The organism is Methanobrevibacter millerae, assembly GCF_001477655.1.
Lineage (GTDB): Archaea > Methanobacteriota > Methanobacteria > Methanobacteriales > Methanobacteriaceae > Methanocatella > Methanocatella millerae_A.
Map to the genome: position 1 here is coordinate 105,580 of NZ_CP011266.1, position 23,820 is coordinate 129,399.

The 23,820-nt window shown below is 33.2% G+C and carries 12 protein-coding genes; 9 read left to right on the top strand and 3 right to left on the bottom strand.

Annotated features, from left to right (window positions below):
• The first annotated feature begins 192 nt into the window (after nucleotides 1-192).
• A complete protein-coding gene (locus tag SM9_RS00445) occupies nucleotides 193-12,633 on the top strand; it encodes an Ig-like domain-containing protein (protein WP_058738266.1) in 12,441 nt (4,146 codons plus the stop codon).
• 79 nt (nucleotides 12,634-12,712) lie between these two features.
• On the opposite strand, the gene cobT is transcribed toward SM9_RS00445, so the two are convergent.
• Both cobT and SM9_RS00455 read right to left on the bottom strand, forming a co-directional pair.
• Entirely contained in the window at nucleotides 12,713-13,786 is a 1,074-nt protein-coding gene (gene cobT / locus SM9_RS00450; RefSeq protein WP_058738267.1) for a nicotinate mononucleotide-dependent phosphoribosyltransferase CobT, read from the bottom strand.
• On the bottom strand, nucleotides 13,783-14,280 hold the full coding sequence (locus tag SM9_RS00455) for a hypothetical protein (RefSeq protein ID WP_058738268.1): 498 nt from the start codon (nucleotides 14,278-14,280) through the stop codon (nucleotides 13,783-13,785). Before SM9_RS00455 ends, cobT begins: the two co-directional genes overlap by 4 nt.
• 86 nt (nucleotides 14,281-14,366) lie before the next feature.
• On the opposite strand from SM9_RS00455, the gene SM9_RS00460 reads away from it, so the two are divergent.
• The 8 genes from SM9_RS00460 to SM9_RS00495 all read left to right on the top strand — a co-directional run bounded on the left by SM9_RS00460 (nucleotide 14,367) and on the right by SM9_RS00495 (nucleotide 23,117).
• Nucleotides 14,367-15,956, top strand: a complete 1,590-nt coding sequence (locus SM9_RS00460) for a bifunctional N(6)-L-threonylcarbamoyladenine synthase/serine/threonine protein kinase (protein WP_058740280.1) — start codon at nucleotides 14,367-14,369, stop codon at nucleotides 15,954-15,956.
• Between the two features lie 333 nt (nucleotides 15,957-16,289).
• Complete coding sequence (locus tag SM9_RS00465; protein WP_058738269.1) at nucleotides 16,290-17,480, top strand: right-handed parallel beta-helix repeat-containing protein; 1,191 nt, start codon at nucleotides 16,290-16,292, stop codon at nucleotides 17,478-17,480.
• 68 nt (nucleotides 17,481-17,548) lie between these two features.
• Nucleotides 17,549-18,100, top strand: coding sequence for an XTP/dITP diphosphatase (locus SM9_RS00470; RefSeq protein ID WP_058738270.1), 552 nt, complete (start codon nucleotides 17,549-17,551; stop codon nucleotides 18,098-18,100).
• 23 nt (nucleotides 18,101-18,123) lie between these two features.
• Nucleotides 18,124-18,522, top strand: coding sequence for a 30S ribosomal protein S15 (locus SM9_RS00475; protein ID WP_058738271.1), 399 nt, complete (start codon nucleotides 18,124-18,126; stop codon nucleotides 18,520-18,522).
• Nucleotides 18,512-19,843 (top strand): single-stranded-DNA-specific exonuclease RecJ, encoded by a 1,332-nt coding sequence (locus SM9_RS00480; protein ID WP_083495787.1) that lies wholly within the window; start codon nucleotides 18,512-18,514, stop codon nucleotides 19,841-19,843. The genes SM9_RS00475 and SM9_RS00480 overlap by 11 nt, the downstream gene beginning before the upstream one ends.
• Before the next feature lies 1 nt (nucleotide 19,844).
• The gene (locus SM9_RS00485; RefSeq protein WP_332308768.1) at nucleotides 19,845-21,032 is read left to right on the top strand and encodes an aconitase X catalytic domain-containing protein; all 1,188 of its coding nucleotides are present in this window, start codon (nucleotides 19,845-19,847) and stop codon (nucleotides 21,030-21,032) included.
• 174 nt (nucleotides 21,033-21,206) lie between these two features.
• Nucleotides 21,207-21,974 (top strand): TFIIB-type zinc finger domain-containing protein, encoded by a 768-nt coding sequence (locus tag SM9_RS00490; RefSeq protein WP_058738274.1) that lies wholly within the window; start codon nucleotides 21,207-21,209, stop codon nucleotides 21,972-21,974.
• A gap of 18 nt (nucleotides 21,975-21,992) precedes the next feature.
• Nucleotides 21,993-23,117, top strand: a complete 1,125-nt coding sequence (locus SM9_RS00495; protein ID WP_058738275.1) for an SPFH domain-containing protein — start codon at nucleotides 21,993-21,995, stop codon at nucleotides 23,115-23,117.
• 122 nt (nucleotides 23,118-23,239) lie between these two features.
• Here the strand turns inward: SM9_RS00495 and SM9_RS00500 are convergent, their stop codons facing one another.
• Nucleotides 23,240-23,650 carry a hypothetical protein gene (locus SM9_RS00500; protein WP_058738276.1) on the bottom strand — a complete coding sequence of 137 codons (411 nt, stop codon included), beginning with the start codon at nucleotides 23,648-23,650 and terminating at the stop codon, nucleotides 23,240-23,242.
• Nucleotides 23,651-23,820 lie beyond the last annotated feature (170 nt).

Below are 23,820 nucleotides of genomic sequence, written 5' to 3' on the forward strand. Positions count from 1 at the left end.
TATTTTTAATCTTTTTTATTTTTTTACATATATTAATATATTTTTTATACTTTTGTTTAATAATAATATATTTATTTAAAATTTTTTTAATCATTTTTTAATATACAATAAACAAAGGCATATATATTTTGAAAATCTTAATTAATACCATATAAACGTTCGAAAATATTTAATTTATTGGAGATTGTTAATATGGATAAATTTAAAATTGTATTGATTTGTTTAATATTATGTTTATTTTTATCACTTTCATCCGTGGCGGCGGCAGATAGTGATTTAAATACAACTGACAAAAATTTACTATCGCTAAATGATGTCTCTGCAAACCCACTTTCATCAACTAATGATGATATGGTGTCTGTTAATGAGAATTCGGAATCATTTACAGCGTTGAAAAATTTAGTAACTAACGGGGGAGATATAACTCTTGATAAAAATTATACCTATAGTAGTTCTGATTCATTGTCAAACGGGATTATTATAACAAAGGATGTAACTATCACTGGAAATGGGAATGTAATTATTGATGCTAACTCTAAAGCAAGGATATTTAATATTCAGGGTGCAACCGTTACCCTGAGGGGAATTAATTTTACAAATGGTGTCAGTAATTATGGGGGAGCTATTTTAACTGATAGTAGTTCAACATTAATCGTTGATGGATGTAGTTTTGAAGATAACTCCGCAACTCAGGGTGGTGCTATACGAATAGGAAGTACTAACTCAATAATTAAAAATTCTACTTTTTATAGAAATTATGCTTCATTTACTGGAAATGGTTATGGTGGTGGTGCTATAGAAGTATATACTACAGCTACAAATACTCTTATAACTAATTGTTCTTTTGAAGAAAATCATGCTGCGGCTCATGGTGGTGCAATTGAAATTAAGGACAATCAAAAGAATGTTATTATTAGGGATTCCTATTTCGGAAAAAATTATGCATATGGTAGCGGAGGATCAATTTTTGTTGAGCAATCAAGATATGTCGATATAATCAACAATACCTTCGAAGAAAATTATGTGACAACTAACAACCCTACTAATGCTTATGGCGGTGCCATACACTTTAATAATTGGGTTAAAAATATAAATATTATTAATTCTTCATTTTTATCCAATAATGCTGGTCGTGGTGGAGCAATTCGTATGGATGGGTCAGAAAATGGATTTGAATATTTCTATTTATACAATTTAACTTTTGAGAATAATTATGCGGTTTATGAGGGTGGAGGATTTTCTTCAAACCAGGCTTCAAGATATTTTTATTTTGAAAACTGTAGTTTTATAAATTGTACTACAGGCAAATCTAATGCTAATGGTGGAGGAATGTATTTAAATTCCAGATACTCTCAATTTAAAAACATTACTTTTATCAATTGTTCCTCTCAAAATGGAGGCTCATTGGATATTAAATATGATGTTGGAAGCACACTTTCTCAAATAACTATTATTAATTCTTCAGCTCAAAATGGTGGGGCTGTAAGGGTGTTTGATACTAGTTCAATATTATCAAATGTAGAAATAATTAATTCTACTGCTACAGGTTTAGGTGGTGCTATATATTGGACAGGTAGTTATGGTACTATGTATAATATTAATATTACTAATTCAACTTCTAATAATAATGGTGGTGCTATATACTGGTCAAGTAATAATGCATATACTATAGAAAATATTTCTGTTATAAACTCTAGGGCCACTAATGGTGGTGGATTATACTTAAACTCTCAAGGAAATACTATTATTAATATAAATTTAATTAATTGTACAGCTACTAATAATGGTGGTGCTTTATATATTAATTCCGATACTCAACATATAACTAATGGTATACTTAATGACAATAAAGCTACTAAATATGGTGGTGCAATTTATGTTGGTAATAATAATTACATATACTTTAATGATTTAACAATTAATGCATCAAATGCTTATAATGGTGGGGGATTATACTACGCCGGATGTATAGGTTCAGCATTATGGGTTACAAACTGTACTTTTACCAATAATAATGCATCACATAATGGTGGTGGAATATACTATGTAGTCGTTGATGGATTAGGGGATAATCCTGTTGTTTGTCGTGATTATAATGACTTTGACGGTAAAGGTGTATTAAAAAATGGCAGAACTTCTGTTTCACCTCAAGGTTCAGATGGTTCTACATATGCAAATCACATTAATAGTTCTTATTTCAAAAATAATAATGATTATTCATTAAATGTGTCCTCTTTAGCTGATTCAAATGCTATTATGGGTGTAGTAAATATTTCCAGTCCAAAAGATCCTAATAGAAATTCATATATGGTTGTTATCAATGTTACTCATGAAGGTGTTCCTGTTTCTCAAATGATTTTGAACACAACTGCAGGTTATGATACTTATTTCAATAGGATTTATGAAAAATTTATTATTAATATTAGGGAAAATTTAACCCGCAATACAAAATATGATGTTTCTGTCGGATTTGAAGATAGTAATTATTTATATAAAGAGGCAACTACTACTTTCACAACACTTGACATATGGAATATGGGTGATTTCAAGTATCTTCAAAGTTTAATCGATGATGTTCCTGATGGAGGAGTTCTTGATTTATCCAGATCTTTTGAATTTATTTCTAAGGAAGATTATGGAAATAAAGTCACATATCCTGATGATTATTGTATGAATATCACTAAATCCATTATAATTAATGGTAATGGATATTCAATTAATGCATTAGGTTATTCCAGAATATTCAATATTACAGCAAATAATGTGATTTTAAATGATATTGTATTTATTAATGGTAATTCTAGCGGTAAATATCGTGATTCTCTAGATAAAGGTGGAGCTATTTTCTGGGCTGGTCAAAACGGAATCATAAATAATTCGGCTATTGTATATAACTATGCGGGAAGTTATGGTGGTGGTATATACTACAATTCATCTGCTTCAGATTGTACTATTGATGAGTGTCTGTTCTCAAACAATAAAGCTATCAAAAATGGTGGTGCAATTGATTGTAATGCTACCAAAATGCGTCTTTACAACACTACTTTCGAATCAAATGTTGCTGAAAACGGAGCTGCTCTATGTAGGGAAGCAAGTGCTACCGGTGGATCAGGTAGAAATAACACATTTAGGTTAAACCATGCAGATATTGCTGGTGCAGCTCTTGCATGGATAAAAGCAGAAAAAATCTACATTGATACATATACATTCATTGATAACACAGCGGATTTCAGTGGTGGTGCAATATATGTTGGTGTTGGCAGTGCTAACTGTACTATTTTCAATTCCACATTCATTGGAAACAACGTAACTAATTTCACTGGTGGTCATGGTGGAGCTATTGAATGGTATGCTGTTGATGGTAATATTTTAAATTCAACTTTCATTAATAACAATGCATACACTGGTGGTGCACTCTATGTTGGAAGTGATTCAGGAAACATTAACATTACTAATTCAGGATTTTTAAGAAACAATGCGATTACTATTGGTGGTGCAATTGATTTAACAGCATCTTCTGTTGCAGTAAATAACACTTATTTCAGAGAAAACACAGCATCTGAAGGTGGGGCGATATTTGTGGGAGGAACCGGTGAAAACAATTTCATTAACTCCTCATATTTCACAAATAATATTGCTACATATGGTAAAGGTGGAGCAATTAACTGGAATGCTTCTGCAGGACAAATATTCAACACTAACTTCACACAAAACTCTGCAGAATATGGTGGTGCTGTTTACATTGGAGGAAATTCTGACAACAGTCAAATCACAAACGTAACATTCACCGGAAATAATGCTACTTATAATGGTGGGGCTATTGACTGGAATGCTACTGGAGGTAAACTTTACAACACAACCTTCATATCAAATTATGCAGGTGAGTATGGTGCTGCTTTATGTAGGGAATCTGGAGCTACTGGTGGATCAGGTAGAAATAACACATTTAGGTTAAACCATGCAGATATTGCTGGTGCAGCTCTTGCCTGGATGAATGTAACTGGAATCCATATTAATTATTATTATTTCTATGACAATACTGCTAATTCAAGTGGTGGAGCAATATATATTGGTAATGGAAGTGACAACTGTATAATTGATAATTCCATATTTGAAGGAAACAATGTTACTAATCTGACTGGCGGTCATGGTGGGGCTGTTGATGTAGTTGCAGATAATGCTTCAGTTATTAACTCTAACTTCACAAATAACAATGCGTTCTATGGTGGTGCTTTATTCGTAGGAAGTGGTTCTGGTAATACCAATATTACTAATTCAATATTCACCAAAAACAATGCTATTTTTGATGGTGGTGCTATTAATCTGCAGGCATCTGCTGTGACCTTAAACAACACTCACTTCTACACAAACACTGCTTTAAGAAATGGTGGTGCTCTTTATGTAGGTGGTGAAGGTACTACCAATAAGATTTACGATTCAAAATTCGAAGAAAACAATGCTGGAAACAATGGTGGAGCAATATTTTGGAGAGCATATGCAGGTCACATTGCATACTCTAACTTTACCAGTAACTTTGCTAATTATGGAGGTGCAATATATCTTAATGGTGTTTCAAGCAACACTAACATTACTCATGTGATTTTCAAATCAAATAATGCTACAAAAAATGGTGGTGCTATTGATTGTAATTCTACTCGTATGAACCTTACCTACACATTATTCGAATCTAATTATGCTGGTGAGTATGGTGCTGCTTTATGTAGAGAATCTGGAGCTACAAATGGTTTTGGATTTTATAATAACTTCACTTCAAATCATGCGGGAATTGCTGGTGCAGCTCTTGCCTGGATGGATGTGAAAAATATCAACATCAATCATTACATATTCACAAATAACATCGCTGATCAAATGGGTGGTGCTATCTATGCAACAAAAGGCAGTGATAATTTCATTATAAATAACTGTGATTTCAAGGGCAATAATGTAACTAACAGTGTTTATGGTCAGGGTGGAGCTATTGATTCAGATTCAACTGGTAACACTATCATAAATTCAAATTTCACTAACAATAATGCATTTGATGGTGGGGCTATCCACATAGGTAGTGATTCAGGTCATACAAACATTACTAATGTTACATTTAATCGTAACGGTGCTTATCATGATGGAGGAGCTATTAATTTAGTTGCATCTGGTGTTCGTTTAAATGACACTCGTTTCTATAGCAACACAGCTTTGAGAAATGGTGGAGCTGTATATGTTGGCGGTCAAGGTTCAACTAATGTTATTTTAGATTCTCTTTTCGATAAAAATGATGCTGGAAACCGTGGTGGTGCTATTGACTGGCTTGCGCAAAAAGGTAACATTACATATTCCAACTTTACCAGAAACTCAGCTCATGATGGAGGAGCATTATACTTGAATGGGGAATCAAGTGAAAGTGTATTGTCTCATTTAATATTTTCAAATAACACTGCAACAGGAAATGGTGGTGCTATTGACTGTAATGCTACTTTGGTAAACCTTACTCATACCCAATTCACTTCAAATCGTGCAGATTATGGTGCTGCTTTAGCTAGAGAATCTGGTGCAACTGGCGGATTTGGTATAAACAATACATTTATCAGAAACCATGCATATGTATCAGGTGCGGCTCTTGCTTGGTTAGGTGTGTCAAATATCCATATTAACAATTACACATTCATTAATAACACTGCTGACTATAGTGGGGCTGCAATATATGTTGGTTCTCAAAGTGACAATTGTATAGTTGATAATTCAACATTTATCGACAACTATGTATCAAATGCTATTTCCGGTCGTGGTGGAGCTATAGATTGGATAGGAAACAACGGTACAATCATAAACACTAACTTTACAAGATGCATATCCGTCAATGCAGGTGCGGTATATGTGGCTGAAGGCTCCGATAACATGACCATCAACAATACTGCATTCACTTCATGTAATTCATTAACCAATGGTGGTGCACTTGTCTTGTGTGGAGATAATGTGACTATCAGTTATTCCAATTTCATATCTTCTGTTGCTATGGTTGATGGTGGTGCTATAGCTGGATTTAACTCAGACAATGCAAATATTAGTTATTGCTTCTTCAAATATAATGTTGCTGCAGGCTATATTGACGTTGATGGTACTGTTTATGGTGAGGGTGGAGCAATCTATTGGGAAAACTCAACCAATTTAAGATTATCCAATTCAAAATTCAGACATAATGAGGCCCACTTGTCTGGAGGATCTATTTCCGCTGATAACTGTAATGATTCTGTTGTATTTAACATTACTACTTATGATGAAACTGCATTTAGAAATGGTGGTTCTATTGCATGGATTAACTCTAACAATGTAAATATTACAGATAGCTACTTCTATGATTCTGGAGCTAACTATTGTGGAGGAACAGTCTATTTAAGCAATGTATATGATATCAATGTAAAAGATTCCAAAATTAATTCCACTTACTCCTCTTGGGATTATGGTGGAGGGATGTATGTTGATGGTAATGTAACGATTGAAAATGTAACATTTAATAACACTCACTCTGATAAAACTTATGGTACTGCATTGTATTTCCATTCTGGTAACTCAACAGTAATTAACTGTACATTTGAAAATGCTAAAAATACAATTTTAATCAATAAAACTGCTGAAGTGCATTTAACTAAAAATAAAATCACTTCCAATAAGCCAACTAAAAACATAATGTATTTAACAGATATAGATGATGAAATTGTATCTGATGTTGTTAATTATGCAATTTGGAATGATGGTAATTTATATCTTGATAAAAACAATTTTGATTATGTAATATATAATAATGGAACGATTTGGACAAAAACTACTACTAAGATGCTGAATAATGAATCTTATAATGTGACATGGAACGATTACTTTATATTCTTTGCTAATATTACAGATGATAATTTGAACACAATTATCTCCGTACATTCCCTAAACACTACTAATAATGTTTATCAGGATGTTGGAAATCATTACATCCTTCCATATAATGCAGATACAATTCAATGTATTTATCAAGGTAATTTCCATCTCATACCTATTGATAAAGGTTTAAAGATGAACACTGTTTATAACGGTACATTAAATGTTAAGATGCCAGTAACTGTGTCAATTGATCAAATTGATATTACTCTTGATGGAATTTTAGTAAATGCTACATTAAAACCTGTTGCGGGTAGTAATTATACTATTAAAGGTCAAAATGTAACCTTTTTGGTATATGATGGTGATGGTAATCTTGTTAAAAACATCACTGTTGATATTACTGATATTGATGAACATAATATTGTGAATACTGAGTTTACAGCTTGGTCCGTCGCTAATGCAACATTACCAATGATGAATTTGGGAGCTGGAGTCTATACGATTGGAGCAAGCTATTCTGGAGATACATATCACATGGGTTCAATTGCAATAAACACGACCACTATCCATCTGCGTCAGTCCTGGATTATAGTTAATATTGAGAATATAACTTATGGTGAAAATATTATTGCATTAATCACTACAAACTCCAATGGAACCGTTCACTTTAATTTGCATGGAAGAAAAGAAGTTCGGGATGTGGAAATGACTAAAGGTCCTGATGGAAACTACACTGGTAGACTTGAAATCACTGTTGATGAGTATTTAACCACGGGCGACCATGATGTTGGTGTGGTTCTTGAGGAAAATGCATACTATGCATATGCAACCAATTTAACTTCATTTACTATATATAAATTAAATACAACTGTCAATGCAACTCCAATTAAACTAATAATTGATGTTGGTGAAAAACAAACAATTATTGTAATTGTAAATGACACTTATGCCAAAAAGAATGCAACAGGATTTGTAAACATTACTGTTGGTGGTAAAACATACTATGATAAATTGAATCCAAAAGGAGAAGCACAATTCGATGTTTTCGATCTTCATAAAGGACAGTACCAGGATATTGAGGTTAATTATGATGGTGATGCATACTTTAACTCAAATTCTGCTAAAGTTTCATTTGCAGTTGGCCAAATCAGTGATTATAATATAACTGTAAAAGTCAATGATGTAAAACTTGGTGAAAATGCTACTATTTATATAAGTCTGCCAACAGAAGTCACTAAAAACTTGACTGTATATGTCAATAATACAAAATATGAAAATGTGATTGTTAATAATGGATTGGCAATTCTAACTGTAAATACTGCGATTTTAAATAATCCTGGTCAATATATTGTTAATGTAACTTATCCTGGTGATGATGTTTATGCATTGAAATACAATAATGGAACTAAATTCAATGTGACTGCAACTGATGACTGGAATTTATATCTATCTGTTGAAGCGCATACATATGGTCAAAATACTATATTTACACTAACAGTTCCAAGCAATGTCGAAACTAAAAAAGTTAACTTGACAATAGATGGATTATACTATCAAGTTACAATTGATGCTAATGGTGAGGGTAGTTTAACATTAAATAATTTGTCTGGCGGATTGCACACAGTTATTGCAAATTACACTGGTGACAGCAGATATCTAACCAAAACAAATTCAACTAAATTCCTGATTAATCAAGCGGCATCTACCGTAACATTATCACAAAATGCAAATGGTGATGTAATAGCTACAGTACTTCCTACAAATGTGACTGGAACAGTAACATTTTATGTTAATGAAAGAAATTATACTGTTGTTTTAACTGGAAATACTGCACTATTGAATAAAGATTTGACTGTTAGAAATAACTCAATTGTTGTTATTTACAATGGGGATATTAACTTTACTTCATCCAAAAACTCCACTAAATTCTCTACTGCTAAAAACACTGCTTCAGTTAATGTTACTGCAATTGATGTTGTTTATGGAAATGTATCTGAAATAACTGTTAAAGTTCCAAATGTTCAAAAGGGATATGTAACCATAACCGTAAACGATACTCTAGTGAACGTTACTGTTAAAATCGTAAATGGTGAAGCTAAATTAAATGTCACTGGCTTAGATGTTGGAAGATATATTGTAAATGTGACTTACTTGGGTGATTCAAATTATGATATTGCTCAAAACCACACTTACTTCAACATTACAAAAGCTAACTTGATTGCTTTAGTAATAGCTCAAAATGTAACTTCTTACATGAATTCAACATTCATTATCATAGTTCCGGATGATTATGCTGGACAGGTAACAATCACTGTTGATGGAAAAACATACTCCGGAGATGTTGCTTCAATAATTCAAATGACTAAACTCACTGTTGGTAATAAAACAGCTCATGTAGAATTTACTGATGATAAAAATTATAAAGGAACAGAATTGGATGTAACATTCAATGTAAATGATGCAGGTGGTTATTCACCTGTAACAACTGTAATAAACAGCACCACTGTTGTTGTAAATGTACCTGAAAATGTAAATGGAAATGTAACTGTCGTTCTTCCAAACGGAACTAATAAAACAGTAATTGTTGAAAACGGCAGTGCAATAGTAACTCTTGAAAATATGACTCCGGGTACAAACAACATTACAGTAATATACACTGATGGAAATAATACGATTACAACAAACGCTACAATAACTGTTCCAAAACATGAAACAAAGATGAATGTAACAGTAAATGAAGCTACAGCTGGTGGAAATACTACCGTAACAGTTGAAGTTCCAGTAGATGCAACAGGTAATATTACAGTAACTGTTGATGGTAAAACATATACTACAGACAATATTACCAACGGTAAAGCTATCATAACAATCGAAAACCTCACTGCAGGTGATAAAACATTGATAGTTGAATATAGTGGAAATGCAAACTACACTGCAAACTACACATTAGAAAACTTCACGGTTGCACCAGGTAAAGTCGATTCCAATATTATTGTAGTCGACCATGGCAATGGTACTGTGGTTGTTGTCGTTGGTGATAATGCTACTGGTAATGTGACTATTAAAGTTGGTGATAAAGAGTTCAATGCTACTGTTGTCGATGGTACAGCTATCGTTAATATTACTAATGTAACTCCAGGCATTCATGAAGTTGAAGTAATTTATTCCGGTGATGATATACATAGTAATGCAACTGCCACTGCTAATATCACCGCTCCTAAATATGATGCGGGCATGAATGTAACTGTTGGTGAGGTTAAAGAAGGTGAAGCGATTGTAATTGCTGTTGAAGTCCCTGTCGATGCTACAGGTAATGTTACTATATATGTTGGTGGAAAAGAATATAATACAACAATTGAAAAGGGTAAAGCTATTGTTAGTGTTAATAATGTTTCTGCAGGTAATCATACCATTGCGGTTGAATATGCAGGTGATTCTAATTATTCAGCTAACTACACTATTGTTAATATGACTGTTGATAAAGCTAAATCCGAGTCTGATTTGACTGTTGTTGATTATGGCAATGGTACTGTGGTTGTTGTCGTTGGTGATAATGCTACTGGTAATGTGACTATTAAAGTTGGTGATAAAGAGTTTAATGCTACTGTTATCGATGGTAAGGCTATTGTTAATTTAGAAAATATTACTCCTGGAATTCATGATGTGGAAGTGATTTATTCCGGTGATGATAATCATAACAATGCAACTTTAAACACTACTGTAAACATCTCAAAAGGTGTTTCTCCAATGGATGTTGAAGTTAATAATATCAATGTGGGTGATAATGCAAGGGTTAAAGTAACTCTTGCAAAAGATGCTAATGGTTATGTAACGATTGAAATTGATGGAAAAACATATACTAAAGAAATTATTGATGGTGTTGCAATATTTGAGATTGAAAACCTAATTGCTGGTCAAAAATCAGTATTTGCAACATATGTTGGTGGAGATAATTACGCTTCCAGCTATTCATCTAAACAATTCAATGTATCTAAAGTTGATTCTAGTTTAGTTGCTGAAATAGTTGATGTAAAAGTTGGTGAAAAACTAAATATAACTGTTCATGTACCTAATGATGCAACTGGACAAGTATTAATTGATATTGATGGTATAGGGTATTATGTAAATGTATCTGGTGGTGTTGGAAATATTCAAATCCCACGCTTAGGAAACGGAACATATGATGTCACATTAACGTATGTAGGTGATGACAAATACTTGCTTAGTTCAAATTTAACTGAATTCAAAGTCGAAAAAATATCATCATTTGTAATTCCAACAGCTAATAATATTATTGTTGGTGAAAATGAAGAGATGAAATTCATTGTTCCAGCTGATGCTACTGGAAATGTAACAGTTATCATAAACAATGAAGAGTATAACCTCAATTTAAATAATGGTTTACTTGGTGCTGTTTATAAGGAGGGTGAAAAATATTCTGTTGCAATAAGTGGTGGAAATGGAGAACTTGTAATAAGCGGTCTTCCTAAAGGGGAATATTTGGTAAGTGTAAGATATAATGGTGATTATAAATACTTGCCTTCTGAAAATACCACAATGTTTACAGTATCTATGCATAATACTCCAATGGATGTCATTGATCAGGGTAATGGAACTATTAAGGTTATTCTTCCAAGTAATGCTACAGGTATTGTGACTATAACTGATGGAGATAACGTTTATACAGGTGAAGTAATCAACGGTACTGCAATAATTTATTTGGAAAATACAACTCCTGGAAAACATGATCTTATTGTGAAATATGGTGGGGATGGTGATTATTCACCTAATACAACAAATATTGCTGTTGAGTTTCCAAAATATGATACTCCAATAAGTGTTGAAACATCAAACATTTATGTTGGTGAAACTGAAACCGTTGTGGTAACACTTCCTAAAGATGTAACAGGTACAGTAACTATTGAAATTGATAGTAAAGAATACACAACTTCTGAAATCATTGATGGAAAAGCAATATTTAAAGTTGTGGGTCTTGCATTTGGAAATAAAACTGTTGCTGTTAAATATTCTGGAGATAAGAATTACCGAGACAATTACACGACAGGCCAGTTTGTAGTTTCCAAACTTCAATCTGATATCAGTGCTGTTGGAAAAGACATAACTGTTGGAAGCGATGAAATAATCGTTGCATTTGTGCCAAGTGATGCATCAGGTCAGGTGCTTGTAGACATTAATGGTGTTGGATACTATGGAGAAATCATAAACGGTAAAGCAAATGTTATCATTCCAGATCTTCCTAGCGGAAAATACAGCGCAAATGTAATATTTGATGGGGATGACAAATACTTGCCAAGCACAAATCAAATTGGATTCACAGTATCAAAATTTAAGACTCCACTATTGGCTATGGGTGATGTAATCCCGCAAGGTGAAGAAGCAACAGTTGTTGTTAAAGTTCCAAATGATGCAACAGGAACTGTAACAATTACAATTGACAATAAAAAATACACTGCAGAAGTTAAGGATGGTAAAGCAGTATTTAAAGTTCCGGGATTAATAAAAGGTAGCTATGATGTAAATGCATCATACTCTGGTGATAAAAAATATGAGGCTAATGACACCATAACTGATGTTGAAGTGTATTTCAATGAAACCCCAGCACATCCTGAAAATGGAAATCATAATATAATGAATGGTGGCGAAAGTGTTTCATTGGCTAATTATGCAACAGGTAATCCAATAATGGTATTGTTGTTAGTTCTATTTACAATCGGATTAACACAAATAAGAAAATTCAAAAAATAATTTCGGGAGTGTTACACTCTCAAATTTATCTTTTTTTCTTTAATCTACTTTTTTTTTAAATGATGATGGTTAATTCAATTTAACTGCATGTTTTTTCTATTTTTTTTCTTAATTTTTCAACAGGCACACCTCGTGCAAGAGCAGTAAACATTGCACCTCCGGCACCTGCACCTTCCTTAACAAAGCCGTCAAGATAATTTTTCAATCCATCATGGTCTGATTCCTCAAATTTAGGGTCGACGGAATGAAGAGTAATATCTTCATCAATCTGTTTTAATAGTCCTAAGAGGTCTGCAGTTTCATCTCCTACAACATAAACTGTGGTTGCAAGATTGATTTTTGAAAAATCAAAAGCAGGCTTAATTGATTTTATAACAGCACATGCTGCCGCCATTTGAGTTCCGCCAGCTAAAATGAGTGGAATTTGTTCATCAACTCCTAAGACAAATCCAGTTACTGCTGCTAGGGTAGGGTCTCCTACGGCACCGATTGCCTGAAGGCCGTCTATGTTATCTGTTTCAGGGTTTAGGCCCGCATTTTCGAGTCCTTCATCAACGATTTTTGTCTTCATATCATGGGGATTGTGAGGCATGCTTCCGCTTACCTTCTCGTTGGCGTCATATCCCAGTGCCCTTAAGACTCCAAGTGCTGTGGTTGTACCTGCAGCAATGCTTTCTCCAATAATTAACATTGGGTGGCGTCTTGCAAGCTCAGCACCTAATTCGTGTGCATTTTCATAAATTTCCAATGGATTTAAGACGCCTTTTCCGGTTCTTATGTCTCTTCCATATTCATTTCCAAGTCTCATGCACTCTATATTCGGTTTGATTTTACAACCTGCATCAGCAATGATGAATGGGATATCTGCGATTTCTAGTGATGCTTTTGTTAGCATTGCTGGTGTCGGTGCAGCAGCTTTTCCAACTACTGTCTGTGGGATTTCTTCCATGCATTTAACAGTGCCAAATACCATTAGTTCAGAATCTGCAGCCGGAGTATATTCAGTTAATTCCGGTGTTGCACCAGCGCCTGATAGTCCGGGTATTAAAGATGTTTCTGTAGTTCCAATTGTACAAATAAATACTGGATCAATTACTTCTCCCAGGTATTCCATCAGTTCAGTTGATCCGTAGGTTGTAATTCCATCTATCATAATTTTTCCTCAATTTTAGTCAATAATTCAATAACCTTCTTGTTCTGATTGATAATTTTTTGATTTTGCAGGAATATTCTGTTCAAATAGTCTGCAGTTGTCTTATCTGGCTTTTTGCCAAATGTCTTACCGTCTCTTCCTCTTGGAGGAATGCTGTCCAATAATTCGTTTCTGGTAGGTGCCTGCTTGGGTCTTGCAGGAATCATTCCTTTGCTTTTTGGGGCGTCATCTGCCATTTCTTCAATATAGTTGTGAGATACTTTCTTTTTACCTTTTTCCTCTAAAAGTTCCATCAATCGAGCATCAACGGCAGCCTCACCTATAAGCATTTCTTGTTCAACTTCATGATACAATCTCTTTTGTATATTGTATGCATCATAAATGGGAATACCACGTTTTTGGGTTTCTTCCTTAAAAGCATCATTGATGTGAATATCCCCAGTTAACTTATTAACTCTTTTTTCCTCAACAGTGTTTGTGTTATAAAATCCCATATTAATCACTTTGTTTTCATTAATTAAATATTATATGTAATGAGTTATAATAGAATATATATTAAATTAATATTTTGGTTGATATTGTGATATGTTTAGGAATTGAAGGAACTGCAGAAAAAACTGGTGTGGGAATTGTTGACAGTGATGGTAATATTCTAGCTATGCAGGGCTGCCAGTTATATCCTGAAAAAGGTGGAATTCATCCAAGAATTGCTGCTGAACACCATGCGGAATGGATTCCTAAATTAATCCCTAAAGCTATTGAAGAAGCAGCTATAAATTATTCTGATTTGGATTTAATCTCTTTTTCACAGGGTCCTGGACTCGGTCCAGCTTTAAGAATCGTTGCAACTTCTGCAAGGTCTTTGGCTTTGTCACTTAACAAACCAATCATTGGAGTAAATCACTGTATTGGGCATGTTGAAGTTGGAAAACTTGATACTGGTGCAGTAAATCCAGTTTCATTATATGTCAGTGGTGGAAACAGCCAGGTAATTGCTTATGAAAGCGGACGATATAGGATTTTCGGTGAAACATTAGACATTGCTATTGGAAATTGTCTTGACCAGTTCGGTCGTGAAACAGGTTTGGGTCATCCTGGAGGTCCGGTAATAGAAAAACTGGCTAAAAAAGGAAATTATATTGACTTACCTTATGTCGTTAAAGGTATGGACTTTTCATTTTCCGGATTGCTGTCTGCCGCCTTAAGACAGCATCAGAAAGGGGCTGATATTGAAGATGTTTGTTTTTCACTTCAGGAAACTGCTTTTGCAATGCTTGTTGAGGTAACTGAACGTGCACTGTCTCATACTCAAAAGGACGAAGTAATGTTGTGTGGTGGAGTTTCTGCCAATTCAAGACTGCGTGAAATGCTTAAGACAATGTCTGAAGAGCATGGAGCCAAATTTTATATGCCTGAGATGAAATTATGTGGTGACAATGGAGTCATGATTGCATGGCTTGGATTGCTCATGTGCAAGGAATTCGGACCGATGGATTTGGCGGATACTGGAATAATCCAAAGATTCAGGACTGATGAAGTTGATATTCCATGGATTGACAATACTAAAAACTATTTGAAGTTATCAGATGATTTGATAGCTAAAGGTGCTGAGTCAAATATTTTAAAAAGCTCATATATGGGTGAAAATGCTGTTATAAAAGCAAGAATTCCTAAAAATTACAGAATTCCTGAAATTGACAATAAAATCAGAAAATCACGCTGTAAACTTGAAGCCAAATTATTGTCTGATGCTAAAAGGGCAGGTGTTAGAACCCCTATCTTGTATGATGTCGATTTGGCTGAAAAATCAATATTGATGGAAGCTATTGACGGAGTTATGCTTAAGGAAGTAATAGATGAAGATTTATCATTTAAAGTTGGTCGTGAAATTGCTAAACTTCATTCTGTAGATATTATTCATGGTGATATTACCTCATCCAACATAATGCTTCGTGATGATGAATTGATTTTTATAGACTTTGGTCTTGGCCGATACTCTGATTTGGATGAAGATAAGGCAGTTGATTTGCTTGTTTTGAAAAAATCCTTACAAAGTGTTGATTATGAAAAAGCAGTCAGTTATTTTAGAAGTGTTTTGGAGGGTTATGGCAATTCTAAAATCATTGATAAAATTTCAGACATTGAACATAGGGGCCGTTACACTCACTAATTATATTGCATTTTAAATAGAACATGCGGGTGTAAGTATCAAAAATACTGAATATTGATGTTATAGGTGATTTTACATTTTTAATGCTTAGTTTAAGTTCAGTATATGAATCTATGGATAACTAATTGTCTCTTCTTCTTAAACTTTATAAATTATAAAAAATATACTCTTATTATAGTTAAAATAATTTTTTAAGATAGCATTGAGATTTATATAATATCTGGGTTAAATTACTAATTTATTACATATTTCAATAAATGCTGGGTTGAGTTAATGAAAATCCAGTTTTGATGTAATTTTAAAAAATTTTTAAACTTTAAAAAAGGTGTTAATATGAAATTAAAAAATTATCTGATTATTTTTACCTTATTTCTGGTGTTAATGTGTTGTGTCAATGCAATCAATGCATCACCTAATGATAAATTGGATATGAATGTACTCGAACTGGATTCTAGTGTGGATTACATTTCAATCAGTAATGAAGAACAAGCAAGCAGTGAGAATAATGAAGTTATAGGCATTGCTGTAGACTCAGAAGATACTGAATTAGCAGCTTCTAATAGTAATACTTCACAAAAAAGTGTAAATGGAGCAGATGTTGGAACATTCACGGATTTAAAAAAACTTATTGAAAGTTCAAAAGATGAGGTGTCATTATCTAAAAACTATACTTTCAATCGTGGTGTTGATAAGGATTTGACATTCGGTATAGTAATATCTAAACCGATTAAAATCTATGGTAATGGTGTAACAATTAACGGAGATAGTAATGCAAGAATCTTTCAAATTGATGCAGATGACGTAACGATAACTGAAATAAATTTGATTAATGGTAGGGAAGATATGTTTGGTGGAGCCATATACTGGAGTGGTAAAGGTGGTGTAATAGAAAAATCTAACCTTACACATAATATTGCAAGATCTGGTGGAGCTATTTTTGTAAAAAATGGTGGTGTCCTCATAAACAACAATCGATTTGAAAGCAATTATGCAAATAATCGGGGTGGAGCCATAATGGTAGTTGGATATCATACATCCATAACTAATAATCTCTTTAAGGACAATCATGCTTTGAGATATGATCCTGCAGTTCACTACCAATCTTTTGCTATGATAGATAAATATGACGGCAATGACTTCATAAACAACACGAAAATTGTTTTGGGTGGAGGTTCTGATTCAGATTCCACAAATCATGCTATAAGTAATGAACAAAAATCTGTTTCTTCCAATAAATATTCAAAAATCGTTGTAAGCAGTAACAATAAAGAAATGCCAATCAATAACAATCAACTTACCTTGGACATTCTGAATAAAATTTTTAATCAAGATTTTACTAATGGTTTTCTTTTAGTATATATCGATGGAAAACTTGTCTTCAATGGTACAACCACTAGTGATTTAACACTAATAATATGTAACTTATTGGCACTACTCGCTGGTCAACATGAAATATCTGTTGAATTTACTGGAAATGATGGAAAAACAAACTCATATAAGGAAAATATAATTCTTGAGGAATAAGTTTTAAAACTTTTCCATTTCTTTTTTTTCAGATAACTATATAAAAAATTTTCATCAAAACTATTTTTATGATAACATTTATAACTGGTAACGAACATAAAGTTATAGAAGCAGAGAATATTTTCAAAGATTATGACATTGAACTTGAGCATATTGACTTGGGCTACATGGAACCTCAGGGAACTCTTGAGGAAGTGGCCGAGTTTGGTGCAAAATATGCTAGTCATAAGCTAAATAGGCCTGTGATTGTTGAAGATGCTGGTTTATTTATTAGAGCTTTAAAATGGTTTCCTGGAACATATTCACATTATGTACAAGATACATTAGGAAATCAGGGAATATTAAAGCTATTAAATAATGTTCCTGACCGTTATGCCGAATTCAGGTCAGTTATTGGGTACTGCGCCCCCAATTCTGAGCCCAAGACTTTTTTAGGCAAGGTCGAAGGAGAAATATCAGTTGAAGAAAAAGGAGATTTAGGTTTCGCTTTTGATCCTATATTTTATGTTCCTAGTGAGGGTAAGACCTTTGGAGAACTAACAACTGAAGAAAAAAACCAATTTTCACATAGAAAAAATTCATTAAAAAAATTTATCGAGTGGTATGCCGCTCAAGATTAATATTATATAATTAGGTGTTATTTATGGCAAGACCAGAATGGGTAACTTATAGTAACGAAGAAATTGAAGAAATGATTTTAAAATTTAACAGAGAAGGTAAAAGTACTTCCGAAATCGGTATTATCTTAAGAGACCAATACGGAATCCCTAAAGTTAAAGATGTAACTGGTGAAAGAATCACTGAAATCTTAAAAAGAAACAATCAAGCTGGAGATTATCCTGAAGATTTAATGAACTTAATTAAAAGAGCAGTTAACATCAGAGACCACTTAGAAGAAAACCCTAAAGATTTACACTCCAAAAGAGGTTTAACAATTATCGAATCAAGAATCAGAAAATTAGCAGCTTACTATGTAAATGAAGGCGAATTACCAGAAGGTTGGAGATATAATCCACAACAAGCAGCACTCCTTGTTAAATAGGGCTAGTGAAGCTAGTAATATGCTCAAAGAGCATATTGAAAATGATGAAATTATTCGCATAATTTCACATAATGATGCTGATGGAATATCAGCAGCGGCTGTAATAGCGAATGCTTTAAAAGAGGAAAATGCTCAATTTCACACTACTATAGTGCCTAGATTAAAAGAAGATGTAATAAATCAGCTCAGACATGAGCAACATGATTTATTTATCTTTTCTGATATGGGCAGTTCCTTTGTTAAGGAATTGAATACTTTTAAAAGTGATGTTATTATAGCTGATCACCATCAGGTGGATGGAACCGAAGCAGACAGCAATCTGGTTCATGTCAATCCACACTTATTTGAAATTGATGGTAGTAAAGATTTATCCGGGGCAGGTTCAGCATATTTGTGTGTTCGTGACTTGGATAAAAAACATTTTGCTTATTTTGCACTTGTAGGTGCTTTTGGTGACATGCAAGGCCAAGACGGATTTAATGGTGTCAATAAACTAATTTTAGAAGATGCAAAAGAAACCAATCTAGAAATTAATGAGGATTTAAAAATTGTTTCAAAAGCATCAGAACCATTATTCAAATCTCTTGCTTACACTTTCACCCCACCATTGCCTGGTATCAGTGGTGATTTGGAAGGTTCTACCGCATTTTTAGAAAAAATTGGTTTATCTTACGGTATTAAATTTACTGATTTGGCTGATGAAGAAAAAGATGTATTGACAGCTGAATTAATAAAGATTAATCCGGATATTTATGGAGATTGCTATTTGATTCCAAAAGAAATTCCAATGCTTAAGGATTTGGAGGAATATGCATATATTTTAGATGCTTGCGGTAAAAACAAAAAATTTGGGTTGGCATTGAGCATTGCTTTAGGTGAAAGAGAAAAAGCACTATCTACAGCAACAGAATTGCAACGTAAATATCGTGACCAAATAGTGAAAGGTCTCGAATGGGTAAAAAGAGAAGGTGCTGTTCAATTAAATTCATCACAATATTTATACAGTGAAGATAAAGTTTTAAAATCTGTGATGGGTACTATTGCCAGTATTGGATTATCTGTTGAATTGATTGATTCATCAAAACCAGTATTGGGATTGTCAAGACTTCACAATGATATTAAAATATCCGGTAGAACAACCAGAGATATGGTTGAACGTGGAGTGGATTTAGGAAAGGCTTTACGTGATAGTTCAAACAATTTCGGTGGACAAGGAGGGGGCCACGATATTGCAGCAGGAGCTATGATACCTTATGAAAGCAAAGATAATTTTCTCCATTTATTTGATGAAATGATTGAATACCAATTAAATAATGATTAATATGTTTTTAACTAAAAAAGAAGAACAAATGTGTGATGGTGAATTTGGTGAAACCATCCGTAAAAGTATGGATATTCTGGTTGCTTTGGGAGACATTTACGGAGCTTCTAAGTTAGTTGACATTACGTCCGCTCAGGTATCTGGAGTTTCATATAAAACCATAGGTCAGGCAGGTTTGGAATACCTTGAAGACTTGGCCAGTGAAGAGTTTGAATATTCAGGAATTAATGCTTCACTCAATCCTCCGGGAACTGATTTGGATAACTGGGAAGCTTTAGGATTTCCGAAAGAATTTTCCATTAAGCAAAATCAAATTGTGGATGCATATGGAAAGCTTGGAATTTCTAAGACTTGTACCTGCACACCGTATCTTGTAGGTAATGTTCCTAGATTTAGAGATCATGTATCATGGTCTGAATCATCTGCGGTTGCTTATGTTAATTCAGTAATTGGTGCACGTACTAATCGCGAAGGGGGCCCTGCGGCTCTTGCAGCAGCTATTGTTGGCAAAACTCCTCTTTATGGATTCCACTTGGATGAAAATAGAAAAGCTAACTTGATTGTTAATGTCAACACTGAATTGTCTGGTGCTGATTGGGGTGCATTAGGCTATATTGTTGGAAAAACTGTTGGTGGCGGGGTGCCTTATTTTAAAGTTCAAAATTCACCAAACAATAATGATTTGAAAACTTTGGGTGCTGCTCTTGCTTCATCAGGATCAGTAGCATTATATCATATGGAGAATGTAACTCCTGAATGGTCCGCTGCAGGAAAAGATGATGTTGAAGATTATATGTTCGTTGGTGATAAGGAGATTTTAGAAACTCGCCAAAAATTAACTACAACAGACCGTGAAGCGGATTTAATCTGTTTGGGATGTCCGCATGCTTCACTTGAAGAGATAAAAAATGTTGCAAATATCGTTGAAGGCAAAACCATTAAAAATAAATTATGGATTTGTACTTCAGTATCAGTTAAGGCAACAGCAGATAGGATGGGATATACAAAAATAATTGAGGCTTCTGGCGGAAACGTTGTATGTGACACATGTATGGTTGTAGCTCCAATTGAGGATATGGGCTTTGAGGTCATTGGTGTCAATTCAGCTAAGGCTGCTAATTATGTTCCTTCTATGTGTGGACTTGATGTTGTTTATGATGATGTGGAAAATCTTATTCATTTCGAATAGGATTTAATTTTTACTTTTTTTATATTTGATTTTAGAGAATTCCATTGATTGCTATTATTGTGGGATTTTTCAAATATTTTTTGGAAATCATAATATTTCATATTGTTTTAAAAAATTTTAATATCTATAATCTACAAATTATTCAATGTATAATTTAGTTTATAGGTAGTTTTTATGAATGAATTAATGTGTGAAATGTGTGGAAGTAATATGCTTACAAGGGAGGGTGGATTTTATGTCTGCCAAGCTTGTGGTACTAAATTTCCTGCAAATGACTCTCCATCTGGTGGAAATCAACAAAATAATGATGATGGATCTTCTTCTGAGTTAGATAATTTATATGAACTTGCAAGAAGGGCAAATGAAAATGGGGATAGTGACTTTGCATATAAATATTACAGTGAAATATTAATTAAAAATCCTAATGACTGGGAAGCTCAATTTTATGCAGGTTTTTTCAGGGCTTATTCGTATGATTTTTTAGATGAACGTGGAATAGATGAATTTTATAGTTCAATAGCATCTGCTGTTTCAATTGTTGAAAGTCTTGATGATGTTGAAGAGAAAAAAGAAGCAATAGGAATATTCACTGATGAGACACTAGGGCTTGTTGAAAATTATTATACATCATATTCTGAAGAACTTGAATATGAAGGTCCTGATGGAGAATATTATGCTTGGTATATTAATGTTCTTTTGGAATTAAGCTATTTGTTGAATAATTATGGTGATTTGGTTGAAAATGTAACTGATGATTCATATAATGATTCTGTAGATGCTTGGATTTATTCAATTGATATTCATACGCCTTTATATAAACATATTGGCTTTTTTGACATGGGGGAGCATGATAAATATATTGATACTTATGTTGAAAAAATACATCAATATAATCCGGATTATGTAAAACCTAGACCTAAAAAAATATTTGGAATAATATAATATTATGGAGGAATTATATTGGTTGAACTTTTAAAAGTAATCAAATTTGAAGGAGATAAAGACACTTTAGTTTGGAAACATCCTGCAGAGGATTTTAACACTCATTCTAAATTAATAGTTCATGAATCACAAGTGGCTATATTTTATAAAGATGGAAAGGCTTTGGATGAATTCGGGCCTGGAAAATACACTTTGGAAACAGGTAACATTCCTATTTTGAGAGGACTCATTAATCTTCCAACTGAAGGGGTTAGTCAATTCCATTGTGAAGTATACTTTATAAATAAGGCGACTTCTTTAAATGTAATTTGGGGAACCAACAGTCGTTTTCCAGTAATAGAGCCAACATTTCAAATTCCTATTAATGTTGGAGCATCTGGAGTAATGGATATTGTTATTGAAGATGCAAGGAAATTTATGGTAAATGTAATGGGAACACAAACTTTTAACACTGTAGATCAGTTGACTGATTATTTCAAAGGTAAAATCACTACTAAAGTTAAAAACTACTTGTCTAAAATAATGTCTGAAGTAAGTTATTATAATATCACCCAGCATCTGGAAGAAATCTCCCAGGCACTCCATGAAAAGTTAAAAGTGGATTTTGAGGAATATGGTGTAAATCTTGTCACTTTTTATATTTCAAATATTATTGTTCCTAAAGAAGAAACAAAAAAGCTTGAAGAAGTATTAAACAAAAAAATGGAATATGGTACACTCGGATTCAATTGGGCAGATGAACAAATGGCTGATGTCGCTAAAAAATATGCAGAAAATCCTGGAAATAAAGGGGGAGTTGATGGGATGGTAGCAGGTTTTCCAATGGCAATGGCATTTGGTCAGATGTTAGGAAACAATGTCGGAGGAAATATGGCTGGAGGGCTGTTTGGAGGTGCTCAAAACTTTGGAGCAAATCAACAGCAAGCAAATCAAAATCCTTCCCAGCAACAACCGGTTAATAATGAACCACAGGGGGATGTTTTATTCTGTACAAAATGTGGAAATAAATTAGCTCCAGATGCAGTATTCTGTTCAAAATGTGGAAATAAAGTACAACAAGAACTAAAATGTAGTAACTGTGGTAGATCACTTGAACCTGGTGACATGTTCTGTTCTGGCTGTGGGCATCCAGTAAACGAATAGATGAAAATTATTTTTCATCTTATTATTTTTTACTTTGGTTTTTGTCAAAATTAATATTTTTCGAGAAAGTTTTCTTATATTAAATTTAAAAAAATAAAAAGAACAGTTTTTAATAATTTTAATTATTTAAGAACTGCTGCGATTAAATCTTCTGAAGGTGCTTCAATATTCACAATCACACGTTTATTATCTTGGTCTTGGAAAATAAAAACACTTTTACCATCTTTTTGCTCAAAGAATCCTTGTTTTCCTGAAATAGTTTTTTCAACAATGCTTTCTTTCATTCCGTCACGAGTTAAGTTAGCATCTTTAGATAATTCGTATGTTGATACATTAATTTGTTGGTCATTTTTTTGCATAATAGTAACATTTTGCTTAGCGTCAACACCCATTAATGATACTTCTTTATTTTCAGAACCTAAGTCCTTTTTCACTTCAAATCCATCAGGTGTATTGAAGTTTACAGCAGAAACAGCAACGACTGATACTGCCAGTACTAGTAATATACCTATTAAAAATATTTTTTTATTCATAAAATCACCTAATAGTGATTAAATCACTATTATTAAACATTATGTCTGTGGTAGAATATATAACTTTTCAATGAGAAAAATCAGTTAAGAATAGATATATTTCATTCTCTAATTGTTCTTGGATAATCTATAAATAATTTAAATTTTAAATTCTTAAATATTATCATATA